Below are 19,131 nucleotides of genomic sequence, written 5' to 3' on the forward strand. Positions count from 1 at the left end.
GGCTGGTTATGGCCGAAAAAGCGCGACGTTGATAGCGCGAAACGTCAGATTGTATCGCATGGCACCTGTCTGCGGATGGAATGTTTCGCGAATGCGGGAGACCCCGTGCCACGCAAAGCGCGATGCCCCACCCCAGACCATGACATCCCCATCCAGAAGTTCGATGATGCGCTTGGGCTCATTCCGTGTAAGGCCACCAAACGAAAAACGTGCCGGGACGCCAAGGGAAACTGACACAACCGGCGCTTCCGGCCGCCCCTCGTCACGGTCCTGATGCAGCCCCATGCCCGCTCCCGGCGCATAGCGGTTGATGAGGCAGGAGGCGGGATCGAAGCCGTCATATCCCGCTTCCGCTGCCGTCCGGACAGCAAAATGACGAAGTGCGTCCGGCATGGCTGGCCAGAACAGGCCGGTCTGTGGATCGGTCCGGGTGTAGCGATATCCCGATGGATCGGCTGTCCAGCCACAGGCTCCGCAGGAGGTCATGGCGGCGGACATCGGCCCCATGCGCGTGTGAAAATGCCGGAAGGGTGCGATGGCGCTGACATCCGTAATGGCCTGATGGAGCGCAGAAGCATCCGGCAGTGCAAAGCCGGGCAACCACACCGCGCCCTCCGCCAGAACGGTTCTGGGACGCAGAGACGCGAAAAGATCCTCCATCAACCTCTCTCCGAACGGCGATAAAATTTCCCGAATTTCGGCATGACCCTGCATATGGGAACGTTGCACAGGAAAAGAACTCTTGAACCCGGATCAAAGCAGGCCGATTATAAAACGATATGCCGCCTTGCCGATGAATGTCAGACCATGACGTTATCAGAACTCTGCAAGGCAGTTTTGTTGTCATGATCGGCCAAGGACTGGATCACATGTTGTCCTCTTCCCGTTTCTTCTGCCACGCCCTGCTGGCAACTGCCCTAGTGGCAGGGGCGGCACAGGCCCAGACCGCGACGTTCGGTCAGCCTTATGCCTCCGGCACGACCCTTCCCGTGCAGCCGAATCAGGGGCAGACGGACGCCAAGCAGCAGGCCACGACAGGCGGCGAGCATTTCCGGGCACGCGGCCATCGCAAGCCGCCTCCGGGCTATTCCGATACGCCTTCCAACGATTTCGAGCATGGCCCGGACCCGGATCATGAGGCGGGTGTGGAACGTGATTCCGTAACGGGCGCAAACCTCTCCAAGTTTGGATCGTCCTATCAGGGTAGCAACAACACGCAGTCCGGCCAGCTCGGCGACGCCACCGGCAACGGCTATGTCGCGCCGCGCGGAAACGGCTGGTAAGACACGCAACCAAAACCCCGGCAGCAAGTTCTGATCCCCGTATGACTTCCTTCGAGGATCAGAACCATGCCGTATATCACCGCCACTGATGGAACGAGCCTGCACGTCAAGGACATGGGGGCAGGCAAGCCTGTCGTCCTGATTCATGGCTGGCCCCTCACCGGGGACATGTGGGAAAAACAGACGCTTGCACTGGTGGAGGCGGGTTATCGCGTCATCACCTATGACCGGCGCGGCTTTGGCCAGTCCGGCCACCCGATCGACTGCTACGACTACGATACATTCGCCGACGATCTGGCGGTCATTCTCGAACAGCTAGATCTGTGGGATGCGACGCTGGTCGGCTTCTCCATGGGCGGCGGCGAAGTCGCCCGCTATCTGAGCCGACATGGTCGTTCACGCATTTCCAAAACCGTCCTGCTGTCGTCCGTCGTGCCGTTCCTGCTCAAGACGTCCGACAATCCTAAAGGCGTGGACATTGCTGTGCTCGACGGCATCAAGCAGAAAATCCGTCAGGACCGTTTTGGCTTCCTGAAAGATTTCATTCCAGACTTCTACGGCGTCAGCATGATCCATCACCCCGTCAGTCAGGGCGTGCTGGACTGGTCCTTCCTGCTGGCCAGCATGGCTAGCCCGATGGCCACGCTGGACTGCGTGGATGCTTGGGGCACGACCGATTTCCGTCCGGATCTTCAGGCCTTTACCGTTCCGACGCTGGTGATCCATGGAACAGGTGATTCAACCGTTCCGGCGGAAATTTCTGGCGAGAAGGCCGCGGCGGCCATTCCGGGTTCGACCTGGATTTCCTATGAGGGCGCCCCGCACGGACTTTTCATGACCCATGCCGAGCGGGTGAACGAGGATCTGCTCCGCTTCCTCGCCACGCCCTGAGACGCTTCAGAACGCGCCTTTGAGAAACGCCCTGCTGACCGGCATTTCAGTCCGCACGATCAGCAGGGACCCGATGGCCAGAACCAGATCATGGCGGATCGACGGGTCCTGTGACTGGCGTTCCAGCGCATAAAGCTCGTCGAGCGTCGGGTCGATGGTCGCGGTTGTGTGCGTCAGAGGCAGCTTGCGACGGGACAGGTTGCGAACCAGCCCGTCCACCGCCGCAACCGCCGTGTCCGGCAGGCTTCCATGCTGTGCGAGTTTACGCAGCATCAGAACGTTTCGTCCGACCGTCAGCACCGAAAGCGTTCCGCGCAACATGGCCTCTGCGCGGTCGCTGGACAGGGAGCCTGCAAAGCGCACGGCGCGCTCCATGCTCTGCGTGCCTTCGTTGATCCAGACATATTCGTCCATCACGACACCCGGCAGCGCCAGACGTCGCAGGCTACGCTTGAGCTGATAGCGCAGGACTTCGCCCGCACGAGCTGGAGTAAACGGCAGGATGGCACGGAAGATCACCACACCCGCTCCAAGGCCGAGCAACAGGGCGATGGTGGTATTGAACCAGCCGAGTTCGTTGATACGTCCCTGATTGTCCATTCCCAGCAGGAATGGAAAAAACGTCCCATAGGATGCCGCCATGACCGCCGTGGACGGATTGCGGGCTGCCAACCCGCCGATCATCATGAAGAATCCAACCACGAGGCAGAAGAACGGATAATTCGCCGTAACCGGCATAACGATAAAGACCGGGATAATGCTTCCCAGAGCCGCGAAAACCGCACCGTAGAAGAATGCAGAACTCAGCAGAACGGTGTTCTCGAAGGTTGCGAAACGCGCACAGACCACGGCGATGAAGGTCAGGAACACGCTGCCCTGCGGCCATGCCGTGACTTCCCAGACATAGGCCCCGAACAGCAACGCCACGGTCGTGCGGATGCCGTTGCGCATGGACGCGCGCCAGTCCGGATTGCGGGTCAGGCGATGCCGTTCGGACACTGGTGCCCCATCCACGCTGGCCCGATAGGAGCGCAGGGTCTCGCACAGATCGGACAGCATGACTTCCACGCCCGTGAGGATGATGCCCTCGTTGAGGGAATCCTCGTCGTCGCGAGGCAGGACCGTCTGCATGCGCCCGCGACATTCCGCCAGAAGGGCCTCGGCCTGCACCAGAGCACCGATTCCGCGCCGATCCGTCACCAGACGCTCCGGCAAGCCGTCCAGCGCATTAGCCATATTTTCCAGGAACGGCCGCAGGGCTTCGGGCTGGTGCGTCACAGACGTCATACGGGTCCGCAGGCCCAGTCCACGCGACAGAACGCGCGCAACCAGTCCGAGCGTGACATAGGCGTGTTCGACCTCGTTGCCTTCGCTACGGATCTCGATACGGCTGAATTCGATCTGATCGCTGGAGGCCTGAAGAGACCCCAGCAGCGCGGACAGATCATCCGTCGCGCCCGTTTTCTGGCGCAGGACAGCCGTCAGCGCCGGGATGGCGCGGGTCAGAATAGCCTGAAGACGGTTCCGCAGTTCTTCACGTGCACGTCCGGCGACATTGGGAAGCGCAATCATGCCCATCGCCGTCTCGCAGATCACGCCAAGAAAAATATAGGTTCCCCGCGCCATCGCGATATTAAAGACGTGGTCCGGCTCCTTCACCGCGCCCAGCGCGATGATGGTGCAGGTATAGCCCGCAAGCACGAGCGCATAACCGCGGAAGTTGTGTGTCAGCGTGGCAAGACCCGCGCACAGCCCGACCCAGATGGCAAGGGCCGGCAGGAACAACCACGGAGACTGGGGGAACGCTGCCATGAGGATAATGGCCATCACCATTCCGATGACGGTACCGACCAGACGCCAGCGTCCTTTGGAAATACTCTCGCCACGCGAATTCTGGGCGACGATCCAGACGGTCATGGCGGCCCATTGCGGCTCACCGAGTTCCATCCACAGCGCGATCGCCAGCGCCAGAAGCGAGGCGACCGTGGTGCGGAGGGCGAACATGACGGACGTGATGGACGGGGCAAACAGCCAGCCAAACTTCATGCCCGGTCTTGCCCTTCAGAGATTCTGTGACGGCCCGACTGCCGGGCCTCCGTGAGACCAGTACGCGCCGTCATGATGTGTCAGCCTGCTTTTCGGGGAACGTGGCGTGTGAGGCTTCGCATGGTCACGAATTCCTCCGCGCTGGTGGGGTGCAGGCCGATCGTGCGATCAAAATCCCGCTTCGTCAGCTTTGCCGTAATCGCAATGGCCAGGCCCTGAATGATTTCCGGCGCATCCGGGCCGATCATGTGGGCGCCCAGCACGATCTGGCTCTTTGCGTCCACGACGAGCTTCATCAGGGTCTTGCCCTTGCGACCTGAAAGCGTCTGGCGCATCGGCGTGAAGCTGGATGTGTAGATATCCACGTCATGGCTCTGTACGGCGTCTTCTTCGCTCAGACCCACCGTGGCAAGCGGCTGGGAGAAGAACACAGCCTTGGGCGTCGTGGCGAAAGACCACTCCCGGCCCGGTTCGCCAAACAGCCGCTCGGCGAGGATATGACCTTCGGCAATGGCGGTCGGCGTAAGATTGTAGGTGTCCGTCACGTCACCGATGGCATAGATGCCGGGCACGTTGGTGGTCGCATCGTCAGGTTTGGCCGGAATACGGCCATCCCATGTGGCCACACCCGCATTATCGAGCTTGAGCGGGGCCAGATTGGGATGACGGCCCGTCGCCATGAAGACGCAGTCCGTCTCGATGATCTCGCCGCCTTCAAGATGCAGACGGAAAATTTCGCCGACCTTCTCGATCCGCTCCGGCGAGCGTCCGGGATGCGCTTTGATGCCGTTCAGTGGCAGCAGTTCGGAGAGATGGGCGCGCAGTTCGTTGTCGAACCCGCGCAGAGGGTGCGACTGGCGGAACACCAGATCGACCTTCGACCCCAGCCCTGCAAAAATCCCGGCAAATTCTAGGCCAATATAGCCGCTGCCGATCACGGCGACGCGCTCGGGGCGGTCCGCCAGATGGAAGGCATCGTCCGAGACGATCGCATGCTCGGCGCCGGGGATATTCAGACGTGTGGGCGTGGAGCCCGTGGCAATCACGATGTTCTTCGCCCGGACCCGCTGGACGGACGTGTCCGGTGCGAGTTCGGACGGGCCGATTTCGACCGTATGGGCGTCCACGAAACGCGCATCGCCCGTGAACAACGTGACCCCGGCCTTTTCCAGCATCGACACATAGATGCGGTTGAGGCGCTCGATCTCGCGGTCCTTGGCGCTGATCAGCGTGGACCAGTCATGCGCGACCGGTGCGACGTCCCATCCATAAGACGGGGCATCGGCGATCTCGCGACCATAATCGGCCGCATAGACCATCAGTTTCTTGGGCACGCAGCCCAGATTGACGCAGGTTCCGCCCCAGTGACGGCGTTCCGCAATCGCGACGCGCGCTCCGTTCTGGGCGGCAATGCGCGCACAGCGCACTCCGCCCGATCCGGCACCAATAACGAACAGATCAAAATCCTGCATCATTCCGGCCTTTCGTACCCTGTTTGAAACCTCAGCGCTCGGCGAAGGCCTTCTCGACGACATACGAGCCCTGATGGCTCATATTGCCTTCCTCAAAGCCCATACGCTCCAGCAGGGCTTCGGTGTCGGCCAGCATTTCCGGCGAACCGCAGATCATGACGCGGTCATGCTCGGGGTCCAGCTTGTCGATGCCCAGATCTTCGAAGATCTTGCCCGTTTCGATCAGCTTGGTGATGCGATCGGTCACGGCATAATCTTCGCGGGTCACAGCCGGGTAGTAGCGCAGCTTGCCGGCAACGAACTCACCGAGGAACTCATGCTGCGGCAGTTCGTGGCGGATGTGGTTCTCGTAGGCCAGCTCGCCCGAAATGCGGACGGTGTGGCTGAGGATCACATTCTCATAGCGCTCATAGGCTTCAGGGTCCTTGATGAGGCTCATGAACGGCGCCAGACCCGTTCCCGTGGACAGGAAATACAGGTTGCGGCCCGGCTTGAGGTTATCGAGCAGCAGCGTGCCAACCGGCTTGCGGCCGATCAGAACCGTATCACCAACCTTCACATGGCGCAGACGCGAGGTCAGCGGACCATCAGGGACAGCGATGGAGAGGAACTCCATGTTGTCTTCGTAATTGGCGGACGCGATCGAATAGGCGCGCAGGAGCGGCTTGCCCTCGACTTCGATGCCGATCATCGCGAACTGGCCGTTCTCGAAACGCAGACCGGGGTCACGCGTCGTGGTGAAGCTGAACAGGCGGTCCGTCCAGTGATGGACCGTCAGCACCTTGGCCGGATACAGATGCGCATATTCCTTGCTCGGCTCGGCAAGACGATACTGCTTCGGATGGCCTTCAAACGGCACAAGGCCGGTCAGGGGCTCGTCGATCTCGGGCGTGGGGGCGGCAAAAGTCGGGTTAGACATGTCTGGTTCTGTCTCCGATGCGGAACGGATAACAGGTCTCGGACCTGATAAGGGTCGGGTCTTTTAGCCCAATCGTCACCGCTCGGGAAACCCATGTGCGTTGAAGCGCATGCCGGAATGACGCACAAGACTCTTATGACAGACGACTCCATGCCGGACGCCCCTCTTTCCGACACACTCTCTCCGGCCGAACGTGCCCTTGCGCGGGCCGAGGCTGACTTCGGAAGCCCGCTCGAAATTACATCGCGCGAACGCCCTGCCCTGCTGCGTCAGGTCGCGCGCAGGCTTGAAGGCCCGGAGGCAAGCCTGTCCCATGACGGGTTGATCGAGGCGCTGTGCTTTGTGCGCCGCAAGACATGGGCGTCCCAGCTCATGAATCTGTGCCGCAGGGCCGGTGAAGTCTGGGTCGGCAAAGCCGACACGCAGGATGCGGCGGCCCGCACCCATGACCCGCGCGCCGACATGCCTGCCCTGCGCCAGACACTGAACGATGTCCTGATGATGCGCTGGCAGGAGATGGGCGATTCTCCGCGCGCCGTTCTGGAAGATGTCCGCGCCGATCTGGCCGATACCGGGCTAATCCTGTCGAGTGGTCAGCTTGAAAAGCTCTCACAGAGCATTGCAAGCGCCTTCGGCAGCGTCGATCTGGGCTTTGAGGACGATCTGCGGATTGCCGAAGAACGCCGCGCCCGTGAACAGGCCGATATTCAGGCACGCGCCGAAGAACGCAGGGCACGCGAACTGGAACGCCTGCGGCAATGGGAAGAGGGACTCGTCAGCTTCGACGACCTGCCCGGCGTTCTGCACTGCTCCCGCCGCGAGGCCCTGCGCTGGGTTGCGGAAAACCGGATTCCCGTTGCGCGCCGCGAAACGCGACCGGACGGAATCGAGCTGTTCTTTTTCGATCCCATAGAACTCAAACGGCTTCGGACCTTCCTCCCGCAGTGGCGCAGCGGGACGAAAGACCGGCCGGAAGTTCTGGATCTGGGCAACAAGGCGGGCAATGCGGCCATTGCCCGTGTCGCGGCGCTGGACCGGTTCGCGGCTCATTTCCGCACCGCGCGTGCGCTGAAACGGCGCATCACGCTCGTGACCGGGCCGACGAACTCCGGCAAGTCCTACACAGCGCTCAATGCGCTAGCGAATGCCGAGAGCGGCCTAGCGCTCGCGCCCCTGCGCCTTCTGGCCCATGAATTCCGTGAGTCCCTGCTTTCGCGCGGCGTTCCGGCATCCCTGTCCACGGGCGAGGAGCGGATTGAAATGCCGGGCGCACGCCATCTGGCGGCGACGGTCGAGATGTGTCCGTTCCACAATCCGGTGGATGTGGCGATCATCGATGAAGCCCAGATGCTCGCCGATCCGGACCGTGGGGCCGCCTGGACGGCTGCCATCATGGGTGTTCCGGCACGGCATGTCTTCATCCTTGGCGCGCCGGACTGCATTCCTCTGGTCAAGCGCATCGCCGAGCTTTGCGATGACCCGGTGGATGAGATCCATCTCGAGCGTAAAAGCCCGCTCAAAGCGGGTGAGACGCTGCATCTCGATGAACTGAAGCCCAGCGACGCCGTCATCGCCTTTTCGCGCCGCGAAGTGCTGGATCTGCGCGCCGAGCTCATGGCGCGCGGGCGTCGCGTAGCCGTGGTGTATGGCGCTCTGAGCCCGGAAGTCCGGCGTGCGGAAGCAGCCCGCTTCAACAATGGCGAGGCCGATATCCTCATTGCGACGGATGCGATCGGTATGGGGCTGAATCTGTCCATCCGCCGGGTCGTGTTCAGTGCATTGCGCAAATTCGACGGACGTCAGACGCGCGATCTGGTCTCGCAGGAAGTCAAACAGATCGGCGGGCGGGCCGGGCGTTACGGCAAGCATGAAAACGGACTAGTGTGTGTGCTGGCCGGAGCGGGCAGCCCGACCTTCGTCAAGAAGATGCTGAGTGCACCACCTGAAGTCGTGACGGAACTCCGCCCACTGGTTCAGCCGGATTCGGATATCGTCCGCGCCGTGGCCGAAGAAATTGCCAGCGACAGTCTTTATGGCGTTCTGACACGCATCAAACATGCCGTTCTGCGTGCGGATGACCCGAACTATCGTCTCGCCGACATGGAGCAGGCTCTCGAAATTGCGGCCGCTCTGGAGGGCGTGGAAAACCTCGATCTCTCGACCCGCTGGACCTACGCCATGTGCCCGATCGATGAGCGGGACAACGGGATCCAGCGCCTTGTCCAGTGGGCTGCGGACCATGCAGCCGGACGCCCGGTGCCACCGCCAGGTACAGGGCGGCTGCCGCATCCAGAACAGGCGGGACGTGAGGAACTGGAGCGAGCCGAGAAGCGGCACAAACGGCTGGTGGCTTGGCGCTGGCTCGCTTTGCGCTTCCCGGACGCTTATCCCGCCCGTCAGGACGCGGAAATCAACACGTCCATTCTCAATGACTGGATCGAACAGGTTCTGCGGACCCAGAGCCGGATGCGCGAGAGCCAGAAGCAGCAGCGTATCGGAGGGCGTCCGGGGCGCGGCGGCGGGAAGTCTGGAGACAGAAGCTCTTTTTCGGGTTCGAAAAAGCCGGGGTCCCACTCGGGAGGCCGGACGTTCCCTGCGAAAGGCGGCAAGCGTCCCGGCAGTACGCGCAGACGGCCCTCTTAAGAGGGCACTGGCCTGGCGAAAGTCAGGCCGTTTTCGCTCAGGCCGACTTGGGCGGGCGGGGAGTTTTTGCGCTCTGGCCTTCGCTGTGACGCACGCGCCGCTCGATCCATTTCTGGGCCTGTAGCTTGATGAGCGGATCAAGCTGCCGGTAGAGGGCAAGCATCGTGTCTTCATCTGGCGTCAGGGTGGCCTGAATCGCCTTGTAGGCCATGCCCGTCAGCAGAACTTCGGGTTCCACGCCCAGAACCTCGGCCAAACCGCCCAGATGCTTTCCCACATGGCCTGAGCGGCCTGTTTCCCAAAAAGCCACGGCCGAGCGCGAAATCCCGACTTTTTCAGCCAGCTGGTTCTGGCTCAGCCCGGCCATTTCCCGCAAAAGCCGAATACGACGCCCAAGCTCTAGCCCGGGGGAAAGCTGTGCTTGTGGAATGGCATCTTTGGTCAATACGGCCTCCGTTTCTCTAATCCATGCCTTGTATGCCGCTTCGGAAGTCTGCGTCGGAACAAGCGACTTTCCTTCTGTTCTGAAGCAGACGCGCCCCGCGGCAAGCGTCACAATTTCGCGCACTTCGCGCACTGTCCGGTCAGATGCGGAATAAGACGTCCATTTCTGCCCGAGACCGAGCTGAAGTGCCGTTTTCATGTCTAAACCTCCAGACTGATGACAGCGGCGCGATCCATCCTGCGCCCGTTCTGCGACAGAAATTTTCCGCCTGTCAGAGTTTTCGCGTCATCAGCGAAAAGCTCTGTCTGCTCGATCCATTTGGAAGATAGCGGTAGCCGGATTAGATTAGTCCTATTTCGCTTTTCAAGGAAAGAGGGAGGATACCCCCCTGCCCTTTCAAAAAACGCGGAGGACGAAAAGTTTCCTGAAAATCCGTCTTTTAGCGAATTTCTACTGGGCATCCTGCGGCACAAGCACCATCGTGCCGGACGTCGTATTTCCATACAGAATAAGATGGTTTTCGCCGTCCCGGGACCATGACGTCACGGTCGGGAAGAAGGCGCCGATCTTCTGTTCCTGAGCCATCAGCGGCGGAAGGCAGGCTTTGCGTGTCGTGGCCATTGGCTGGAACTGAAGCATCTGCGCTTTAAGCCGGAAATGGCCCATCAGACGGTTGCAGCCATCCGTTCCGTAGACCGTGCCATCCTGTTGCAGGGTCAGACCCGGCGCTTCGGGGGTATTGGGAATGTTCAGATCGCCGACACTCTGGATTCGCCATGTTCCGTACGGTGCGCGAACGGTCGTTTCCGCGACACGCCGCAGCAGAAGCTGTGGGTGATCGAGCGGCGTGCCTCCGTCGGGTGTGGCGAACAGTCGCTGCCCCTCGACCGTAATTTCCGCGTTCAGCACATAATGACCGCCCGGCGGCAGCGTGGGGTAGGTCAGCGTATAGGGAATGGGCACGCCATGATGGATCTCCGCGCGCTGCTCAGCCATAACGAGCGGGGCACCATGCGTGGCTCCCGTATCCTCGATCCAGACGCTCAGAACGGCACCCGATGGCAGGGCCATGCGCTCACGATACAGAGCCTGACCCTGCAGCGTGTGCATGGTGGCCGCCTGACTCGCCATCTGGCTGGCCGCATAAACCGGTGCAGTAGACAGGAAAGAGCCTGCCACCAGCAGGTTCAGGGCAAAACAGCGGAGCGTGATCATCATGCGTCAGAGTCCTCAGCCGATGCGGTTCAGCCCGCCCATGTAAGGACGCAGAACCTCGGGGATATCGATGCTGCCGTCTTCGTTCTGATAGGTCTCCATGACCGCGATCATCGTCCGGCCGACAGCAAGACCGGAGCCGTTAAGCGTGTTGACGAAGGCCGGTCCGTTTTCTGCACGATAGCGCGCATTCATGCGGCGTGCCTGAAAATCGCGCGTGTTGGAGCACGAGGAAATTTCGCGCCACGCCTTCTGGCCCGGCAGCCAGGCTTCCAGATCGAACGTCTTGGCAGCACCAAACCCCGTATCGCCCGCGCAGAGCAGCATCCGACGGAAGGTGATGCCCAGGCGCTCCAGAACCGTCTCGGCGGCCTGAGTCATGCGCTCGTGCTCGGCCTCGCTGTCTTCGGGACGCACGACCGACACCAGTTCGCACTTGGTGAACTGATGCTGACGCAGCATCCCACGCACATCACGCCCGGCGGAACCGGCTTCGGACCGAAAACACTGCGAGAGAGCGGTCATGCGGATCGGCAGGGCATCGGCGGGGAGAATGTCCCCCATGACGGACGCTGTGAGCGGGACTTCGGCAGTCGGGATCAGCCAGCGACCGTCTTCGGTGCGGAACGAATCCTCGGCGAATTTGGGCAGCTTGTCGGTGCCATACATCGCGTCGTCATTGACCAGAAGCGGCACGCTGGTTTCGCTGTAGCCGAACTCGGACGTGTGGGTGTCGAGCATGAACTGGCCCAAAGCGCGCTCCAGACGGGCGAGTGCGCCGCGCAGAACCACGAAACGCGTGCCGGACAGTTTGGCAGCGGTCGGGAAGTCCATCTGGCCCAGCGCTTCGCCAAGCTCAAAATGCTGTTTCGGTTCGAAGGTCAGTTCACGCTTTTCACCACGGACATGAACAACGACGTTGTCGTCTTCGCTTCTGCCGTCCGGGACGGAGGCATCCAGACGGTTTGGCAGGGCTTTCAGCACATCGTCGATGCGGGTCTGGATCGTATTCGCACGATCTTCAAGCCCCGCGATCTGGTCACGCAGCGCGACGGCCTTTGCCTCGATTTCGGCGGTATCAAGGTTCTGGCGCTTGAGCAGGCCAATTTCCTTGGCAATCGTCTTGCGGGCGGCCTGCGCTTCCTGAAGCGCGACCAGAGCAGCCCGGCGCTCTTCGTCTTCGCTGACGAGTTGCTGTCCCACGGGTGACAGGCCCCGACGTGCGAGAGCAGCGTCAAAAGCGGCCGGGTCGGCGCGCAGGGCTTTCAGGTCATGCATGGTTCAGGGCTCCGGCAGGTGTCATCAGTCTTCGTTGGCGGCCATCGGTTTCGGTTCCACGAACCGGGCCGTCAGAATGGATACCTCGTACAGTGCGACGAGGGGAATGGCGAGGCTCAGCATCGTAATCGCATCCGGCGGCGCAATGACGGCCGCAACCGCAAAGGACGCAACGACGGCATAACGGCGGAAACGCTTGAGCTGCGCCACGCTCAGCAGCCCCACACGGACCAGCAGCGTCAGGATGACGGGCAACTCAAAACAGACCCCAAACGCCAGGATCATTTTCGTCACCAGCGTCAGATATTCCGAGACCTTGGCCTGAAGCTCGATCTGCATGCCGCCATCAGTGTTCTGTGGCGTCTGAAAGGACAGGAAGAACTGCCACGCGTAAGGAAACACGACGTAATAGGCCAGTGCAGCGCCAATCAGGAACATGATGGGCGTGGCGATCAGGAAGGGCGCGAAGGCACGTTTCTCGCTGCGATACAGGCCGGGCGCGATGAAGATCCACGCCTGAATGGCGATCATGGGAAAAGAGAGGCAGGTCGCGCCGAACACGGCCACGCGGATATAGGTAAAGAAAGCCTCATACAGCGCAGTGTAAATCAGGTGCGGCTGTTCGCCGTTTTTGCGCATGATGTTGCCGAGCGGGGCCGCCAGAAAGCGGTAAATCTCGCCCGAAAAATGATAGCAGATGGCAAAGGCGATCACGAAGGTCACGATCGACCAGATCAGCCGTTTGCGCAGTTCCACGAGATGTTCGAGGAGCGGCATCGGCGTGTCATTGATGCTGTCGGTGTCGGTCATTCGCCGTCCTTTCCGCTCGCGATGGGGATACGCCGACCGGCATGGATGGCCCGGACGGGCGGCAGGATATCGGGCGCGCGCCAGCGGGAGCGCTCATGCTGAAGCCGTCGTGCCGTGCTGGGCGGAAGAATGGACGGAGCGCCCGCGACATCTTCGTTGACGTCCGGTTCCTCTTGCGCGGGCAGGTCCACGGCTGGCTCGAACTGTGGACGGGCATTGTAGGGCACCGTTTCCAGATCGGTCAGGGAAGGCGGCGGAAGCGGCGGGGCGGGCGGAACCTTTGGCAGCGCGGCGGCAGACGCTTTCGTCGGCGCATCCAGTTCCAGACTGCGGCGGATGGAGTTGTCGCCGTCGATGGCTTTCGTGACGCGGTCGCGAAGGTTAAAACTCTTCAGATCCCGGAACTGGTCCCGCGCCTCGGACAGATCGGCCTCACGGACCATTTCGTCCACATGGGACTGAAACTCCGAAGCCATGCGCCGCATCGCCTTCAGCCCGTTGGACAGGGTGCGAATGGCAACCGGCAGGTCCTTCGGGCGGATGAACACCATCGCCACCATCACGAACAGCGCGATTTCCGAGAAACTGAAGTCAAACATGCGACATTCCTAGCCTGTCTGCTCCGTTCCGCCTACGGCAGAACCGTCCGGGGCATCGTCTTCCGCTTCTGTGGAGGCCCGGTCCAGCAGGAAATCTTCCCTGCGCGGCAGAGCGGCAAGATCCGGGAGGGCAAAACTTTCCAGAAAATGAGCCGTGGTGCCCCACAGAACAGGGCGACCGGGCACCTCCTTGCGGCCTTTGGGCGCAATCAAGCTGTCTTCCAGCAGGGCGTCGAGCACGGCCTGTCCGAGCGAAACGCCTCGAATGGCCTCGATTTCAGCGCGGGTGCAAGGCTGGTGATAGGCCACGATTGCCAGGGTTTCCATCGCCCCCCGGCTCAGGCGACGCGGCTTTTCCACGACTTTTGTCAAAGCCGAAGCGTATTCGGGACGGGTGCGAAACTGCCAGCCACCCGCAACCAGCACCATTTCGATGGCATGATCGGCATAGAGTGCGCGGACGGCCTCCACAGCCTCATCCGTCGAAATGGCGATAGACTGGGTTTTCAGAAGTTCTGCGATTGCAGACGGTTTAATGGGCTCAGGACTGGCGAAAACCAGTGCCTCCACCAAGTGGCAGGCCCGATCGAGCATTTCGGAGTCGGTCATGATGCGGGACGCCATTCGATGAGACCGAAAGCCTCGGGCTGACGCAGTTCCAGCGCCCCGCCCTTCGCCATCTCCAGCCCCGCGAGGAGCGTCCCTGCCAGTGCTGCGTTGCGTCCGTAAGGGCCTTCTTCGCCAGCCAATTCGTCCGGGTCCGGCAGGAGGGAGGTCAGGGTGTGCCAGCCGACCACGCTGTCGGTTCCGAGAAGGCGTTTGAGGCGGGAGAGCGCGTCCTGCACGCTCCAGTAGCGACGGGCACGTGGGGCATAGACCGTGCGGCGGCCTGTTCTGCGCCGGGCGGACAGATAGGCCGTAATGAGCGCGGGCATCTCCACACGCAGGCCCGAGCGGTCAATTTCGGTATGGTCCTCGCCCTGCCCGCGCCGGAATACGTCCAGACCCAGACGGGGCTGTGCGCCCAGCCACTGGGCGGCGGCACGCATCCGTTCGAGTTCGATCAGACGTTCCTGAAGAAGTTCGATCGCGTCCTCGGCGTCCGGGTCTTCATTTTCGGCGGGAAGCAGCAGTTTGGATTTCAGCCAGGCGAGCCAAGCCGCCATGACGAGCCAATCCGCCGCAAGTTCCAGCCGCAGGCTCCGCGCTTCCGCACGGGCCTTGTCCACGACGGCCAGATACTGCTCCACCAGTTGCAGGATGGAGATTTTCGCCAGATCCACCTTCTGTTTGCGGGCAAGGTCGAGGAGCAGATCGAGCGGCCCCTCAAACCCGTCAAGCGTCAGATGCAGTGTCTCGCTCAAACGCCAGCGCTCAGAACTGGGCTGGCGTACAGGCGACGGACTGCGCGTGCAGCTTCACACAGTAAGCCCGCGCAGCTTTCAGATCCGCAAATCCACCGATCCGCAGACGCACGAACGTGTGGTCGCCGCGCGTGGTCTTCTCGAACAGCGGCGTATGCCCGGCGAGCAGGGCCGGAGCCTGATGGCGCAGACTGTCCCACTCCTTGCGGGCTGCGGCCTCACTGTCGAGCGCACCGAGCTGCACTTCATGCGAACCGGACGGGGCATCCGCCTTGGAAGCCGTTTTTTCGGGAGCAGCAGCCTTTGGCGGTGCGACACTCTCGGGTTCCGGCACAGGAGCGGGAAGCGGCTTTTCAATTGGGCGGGCCGCGTGATGAACGGGCGCTTCTTCTTTTTTCGGTACCTCTTTTGGAGCTTCAGCCGGGGTATTGGCAGCAGTATCCGTCGGGGCAGCAGGCTGAACCTGCGGCTTCTCCGGCGTCGTCGCAGGCGGTGCTGCGGGCTGAGGCTGTTCGGGGGCGGCAGATGCGCTTGCGTCAGGGTTGTTCGCAGGAGCGGTCGGGGCAGAAGCATTTCCCGCAGCTGCGTCCTGCTTTGTATCCGTCTTTGCAGGGTCCTGCGCCGGCGTTCCGGGAGGCACGCCGTACTGACGGGCCAGCGCCTTCGTGTCGGGCTGTTCGGGGCCGGGCGCGAGATGCGCCTCGCCATTGCCAGTCATGTCGGTTTCGCCGCCATCACCGCTCATGATCTGCATGCCACCCGGATCGGCGGGGCGGTCCTTCACGGGGCCGGGAGGCGGTCCGATAATGGGAATGCCGCCGTGATGGGTTCCCATAAGCGACCAGCCGCCGACCGCCAGCATCAGCACAACGCCGATACCCACCGCGCCGCCGACCAGCTTGCGCGTTGCAGGATCATTGCCCAGCAGGGATGTCAGGCGCCCTGCCCCGGCAGTATTCGCTCCTGTCGGCGGGCGACGGCGCGGAGCGGGTTCGTCGTCATAGTCGTTACTCAGGCGCTCACGATCAAAACGCTGCTGCGGACGTGGGCCCGGTGCCGGACCGGAAGACTGTTTCGGAGAGCGGCCATAATCGCCGGGATCGGCGTTTCCGCGTCCCTGATCGTTTTCCGGGCTCATCGCATTTCCTCCACCGGCACGACGCCGAGAATGGTGAGGGCACAACGCAGCGTTCCCGCAATGGCCGAAACAAGCGCCAGCTTGGCGAGGCTGGTTTCGCGATCGTTCTCGTGCAGGAAGCGCAGGGTGGTGTCTTCGCGGCCCCGGTTCCACAGGGCGTGGAAGTCAGACGCCAGATCAATGCAATAGGTCGCGATCCGGTGCGGTTCACGCGCCGTAGCCGCGGCTTCCACACTGCGGGGGAACGCGGCCAGACGGCGCAGAACGGCCAGTTCGACGTCCGAAGACAGGTTGGTCAGGTCAGCACCGCATAGGGCTTCCGGCGTCACGGACTCCGTACCGAACATCGTCTCTGCCGAGCGTAAGACCGAGCGGCAACGGGCGTGGGCATATTGGACGTAGAACACCGGATTGTCGCGCGTCTGGGCGACGACGGCGTCCAGATCGAACTCCATCTGCGCGTCGGCCTTGCGGGTCAGCATCGTGAAGCGCACGGCATCCTTGCCCACTTCGTCCAGAAGGTCGCGCAGGGTCACAAACGTGCCAGCACGCTTGGACATCTTCACCGGTTCACCGTTTTTCACGACGCGAACGATCTGGCACATCACGACTTCAAAGCCGGTCTTGCCATCCGTCAGAGCGGAAATGGCGGCCCGCATCCGCGAGACGTAACCGCCATGATCAGCGCCGAGGACGTCGATCAGGACGTCAGCATTTTCAGCTTTCTGGGCATGATAGCCGATATCATTGGCGAAGTAGGTGTTGGTGCCGTCGGATTTGCGGAGCGCACGGTCCTGATCGTCGCCGAACTCCGTGGAGCGGAAGAGCGTCTGCGGACGGGCTTCCCAGTCTTCCGGCATCTTGCCCTTCGGCGGCTCCAGCACGCCCTCATAGAGCAGGCCTTTGCTGTCGAGCTTGGCGATCGCGGCGTCGACACGACCACTGGCCAGCGTTTCAGCTTCGCTGGCGAAGACTTCATGCGAAATGCCGAGCGCTTCCAGATCCTCGCGGATGGCAGCCATCATCTGCGTCAGCGCTTCACGACGCACAGTCTCGAACCAGACGGACGGATCTGCCGGGCCACCTTCGGCATTGGCGAGCGAACGTCCGTGCTTTTCAGCAATGCTTTGCGCGACGGGGATCAGGTACTCGCCCTGATATTGCAGGCCATTCGGTGTCAGGGCACCGAATTCGTCCGCCGGAATATCCGTGCCGATGGCCTGAAGATAGCGCCAGTATGTGGCCCAGGTCAGGGCGACAACCTGAGTTCCGGCATCGTTAATATAGTATTCGCGCGTCACCGGGCTGCCTGAGGCTTCGAGCAGGTTGGCCAGCGCATCACCCACCACCGCACCACGGCAATGACCGACATGCATCGGGCCGGTCGGGTTGGCGGAGACGTATTCCACGTTCACGCGCGTTCCCTGCCCCATCGTGGAGCGGCCGTAGCGGTCGCCCGCCTTGAGAACGGAAACAGCCACGCCCTGCAGGACTTCGGGCTTGAGTGTCAGGTTCACAAAGCCCGGACCGGCGGCTTCGGCCTTCGCGACCCCCGGCAGCTCGGAGAGTTTCGCGACCAGTTCGGCGGCAATATCGGCGGGTTTGCGGCGCGCAGGCTTGGCGGCCAGCATCGCGGCATTCGTCGCCATATCGCCGTGAGACGGGTCACGCGTGGGGGTCAGGTCGACGCGCTGCACCACCTCTTCCGGCAGGCCGGGGACGACCGATCGCAGAGCCTCGCACACCTGAACCCGGGTGCGGGCAAAGAGACAGTCAGTCGTAAGGGTCGTGGTGTCAGCGGCCATTTCAGCTCGATTCCTGTAACGCGTCTTTAAATCAGAGGCTCTATCAGCCCAGCACGGAGAGGTCCGTCAACCGTCGATGTTCTTCCATCGCGAAACGATCGGTCATTCCGGCAATATAATCGGCCACCAGACGCCTGCGCTGCACGTCATCGGCGGCTTTCGCCCGCCCCCGTAGCGGATCGGGCAGAAGGCCGGGATCTTCGGACAGGATCTCAAAAATTTCGCGCACGGCGATCTTGGCTTTCCGCGCCATGCGGTTGACGCGCCAGTGGCGGTACATGCGGGCATAGAGGAACTTGCGGATGGCCTTGTTGGCTTCCCGCATGTCCGGGCTGAACGCCACGACAGGATATCCGGCATGGCGGATGTCGTCAGCGGACTGCGGGTTAAGCGCTTCGAGGTTGCGACGCGTCTGGTCCGTGAGGTCCGTGGCGAGCTGGTTAATCACGACGCGGATGGTTTCGTGACGCACGCGCTGCGCCTGATCGGACGCCTCACGCCCGATCAGGCGTTCCATCTCGCGCGACCGGCGCAGGGCGTCTCCGACGAGAGGCAGGTCTTCGATATCTTCAAAAGACAGCAGCCCGGCCCGCAGACCGTCATCAAGATCGTGGCCGTGATAAGCAATATCATCCGACATGGCGGCCACTTGCGCTTCTGCGGACGCATAGCTTTGCAGATCCAGATGATGTTTCGCGTCGTATTCCGCGAAATAGGGCGTCGGACGTTTGACCGGGCCATTATGCTTGGCCAGCCCCTCCAGCGCTTCCCATGTCAGGTTCAGGCCATCAAAAGCGTGGTACCGGGCTTCAAGCGCGGTCACGAGGCGCAGGGACTGGGTGTTGTGATCGAAACCGCCCCAGTCCTTCATCGCGAGTGCGAGGGCGTCTTCCCCGGCATGGCCGAACGGTGTGTGGCCGAGATCGTGGGCAAGCGCCACGGTTTCGGTCAGATCCTCGTTAAGGTCCAGATTACGGGCGATGGAACGGGCGATCTGCGCGACTTCGAGCGAGTGTGTCAGGCGCGTGCGGAAAAAATCGCCTTCGTGATTGATGAAGACCTGCGTCTTGTATTGCAGGGTCCGAAAGCCTGCGGAATGCAGCACACGGTCCCGGTCCCGCTGCCAGGGCGAGCGGACTGGGCTTTCCACTTCAGGGTAGAGTCGGCCTCTGAAATCCGTAGGGGAGCCGGAATCCTGTACCGCGTAGATCGCTACCATCAAG

The 19,131-nt window shown here is 62.0% G+C and carries 17 protein-coding genes; 3 read left to right on the forward strand and 14 right to left on the reverse strand.

Features of this window, described 5'->3' with window-relative positions:
- Positions 1-6 precede the first annotated feature (6 nt).
- Entirely contained in the window at positions 7-660 is a 654-nt protein-coding gene (gene alkB, locus JK213_RS01790; protein WP_194261603.1) for a DNA oxidative demethylase AlkB, read from the reverse strand.
- Positions 661-869: 209 nt separating this feature from the next.
- Here alkB and JK213_RS01795 point away from each other — a divergent pair, with 209 nt between their 5' ends.
- Together JK213_RS01795 and JK213_RS01800 are read left to right on the forward strand one after the other, a co-directional pair.
- Complete coding sequence (locus JK213_RS01795; protein WP_174694200.1) at positions 870-1,283, forward strand: hypothetical protein; 414 nt, start codon at positions 870-872, stop codon at positions 1,281-1,283.
- A gap of 66 nt (positions 1,284-1,349) precedes the next feature.
- Entirely contained in the window at positions 1,350-2,174 is an 825-nt protein-coding gene (locus JK213_RS01800; protein ID WP_099285398.1) for an alpha/beta fold hydrolase, read from the forward strand.
- Positions 2,175-2,180: 6 nt separating this feature from the next.
- Here JK213_RS01800 and JK213_RS01805 read toward each other — a convergent pair whose 3' ends face one another.
- The 3 genes from JK213_RS01805 to JK213_RS01815 all read right to left on the reverse strand — a co-directional run bounded on the left by JK213_RS01805 (position 2,181) and on the right by JK213_RS01815 (position 6,611).
- On the reverse strand, positions 2,181-4,220 hold the full coding sequence (locus JK213_RS01805) for an FUSC family protein (protein WP_194261604.1): 2,040 nt from the start codon (positions 4,218-4,220) through the stop codon (positions 2,181-2,183).
- A gap of 80 nt (positions 4,221-4,300) precedes the next feature.
- On the reverse strand, positions 4,301-5,695 hold the full coding sequence (gene gorA / locus JK213_RS01810; protein WP_194261605.1) for a glutathione-disulfide reductase: 1,395 nt from the start codon (positions 5,693-5,695) through the stop codon (positions 4,301-4,303).
- Between the two features lie 28 nt (positions 5,696-5,723).
- Positions 5,724-6,611 carry a ferredoxin--NADP reductase gene (locus JK213_RS01815; protein ID WP_099285400.1) on the reverse strand — a complete coding sequence of 296 codons (888 nt, stop codon included), beginning with the start codon at positions 6,609-6,611 and terminating at the stop codon, positions 5,724-5,726.
- Between the two features lie 135 nt (positions 6,612-6,746).
- On the opposite strand from JK213_RS01815, the gene JK213_RS01820 reads away from it, so the two are divergent.
- Positions 6,747-9,254, forward strand: coding sequence for a helicase-related protein (locus tag JK213_RS01820; protein WP_194261606.1), 2,508 nt, complete (start codon positions 6,747-6,749; stop codon positions 9,252-9,254).
- Positions 9,255-9,291: 37 nt separating this feature from the next.
- Here JK213_RS01820 and JK213_RS01825 read toward each other — a convergent pair whose 3' ends face one another.
- The 10 genes from JK213_RS01825 to JK213_RS01870 form a co-directional block, all read right to left on the reverse strand.
- Positions 9,292-9,897 carry a helix-turn-helix domain-containing protein gene (locus JK213_RS01825; protein ID WP_194261607.1) on the reverse strand — a complete coding sequence of 202 codons (606 nt, stop codon included), beginning with the start codon at positions 9,895-9,897 and terminating at the stop codon, positions 9,292-9,294.
- Between the two features lie 252 nt (positions 9,898-10,149).
- Complete coding sequence (locus tag JK213_RS01830) at positions 10,150-10,917, reverse strand: META domain-containing protein (RefSeq protein WP_194261608.1); 768 nt, start codon at positions 10,915-10,917, stop codon at positions 10,150-10,152.
- Between the two features lie 12 nt (positions 10,918-10,929).
- Positions 10,930-12,192 (reverse strand): serine--tRNA ligase, encoded by a 1,263-nt coding sequence (gene serS / locus JK213_RS01835; protein WP_194261609.1) that lies wholly within the window; start codon positions 12,190-12,192, stop codon positions 10,930-10,932.
- A gap of 24 nt (positions 12,193-12,216) precedes the next feature.
- Positions 12,217-13,002 (reverse strand): twin-arginine translocase subunit TatC, encoded by a 786-nt coding sequence (gene tatC / locus JK213_RS01840; RefSeq protein WP_194261610.1) that lies wholly within the window; start codon positions 13,000-13,002, stop codon positions 12,217-12,219.
- Positions 12,999-13,601: a Sec-independent protein translocase protein TatB gene (tatB, locus tag JK213_RS01845; protein WP_194261611.1), complete on the reverse strand. Its 603-nt coding sequence runs from the start codon at positions 13,599-13,601 to the stop codon at positions 12,999-13,001. The genes tatC and tatB overlap by 4 nt, the downstream gene beginning before the upstream one ends.
- Positions 13,602-13,610: 9 nt before the next feature.
- Positions 13,611-14,225, reverse strand: coding sequence for an SMC-Scp complex subunit ScpB (scpB, locus tag JK213_RS01850; protein ID WP_194261612.1), 615 nt, complete (start codon positions 14,223-14,225; stop codon positions 13,611-13,613).
- On the reverse strand, positions 14,207-14,965 hold the full coding sequence (locus tag JK213_RS01855; protein ID WP_194261613.1) for a ScpA family protein: 759 nt from the start codon (positions 14,963-14,965) through the stop codon (positions 14,207-14,209). Before JK213_RS01855 ends, scpB begins: the two co-directional genes overlap by 19 nt.
- A gap of 10 nt (positions 14,966-14,975) precedes the next feature.
- Complete coding sequence (locus JK213_RS01860) at positions 14,976-16,103, reverse strand: SPOR domain-containing protein (RefSeq protein ID WP_194261614.1); 1,128 nt, start codon at positions 16,101-16,103, stop codon at positions 14,976-14,978.
- Positions 16,100-17,908, reverse strand: a complete 1,809-nt coding sequence (gene argS, locus JK213_RS01865; RefSeq protein WP_194261615.1) for an arginine--tRNA ligase — start codon at positions 17,906-17,908, stop codon at positions 16,100-16,102. The genes JK213_RS01860 and argS overlap by 4 nt, the downstream gene beginning before the upstream one ends.
- A 43-nt stretch (positions 17,909-17,951) precedes the next feature.
- On the reverse strand, positions 17,952-19,127 hold the full coding sequence (locus JK213_RS01870; protein WP_194254302.1) for a deoxyguanosinetriphosphate triphosphohydrolase: 1,176 nt from the start codon (positions 19,125-19,127) through the stop codon (positions 17,952-17,954).
- Positions 19,128-19,131: the final 4 nt, after the last annotated feature.

It is taken from the genome of Gluconobacter sp. Dm-44 (assembly GCF_018256175.1).
Taxonomy (GTDB): Bacteria; Pseudomonadota; Alphaproteobacteria; order Acetobacterales; family Acetobacteraceae; genus Gluconobacter; species Gluconobacter cadivus.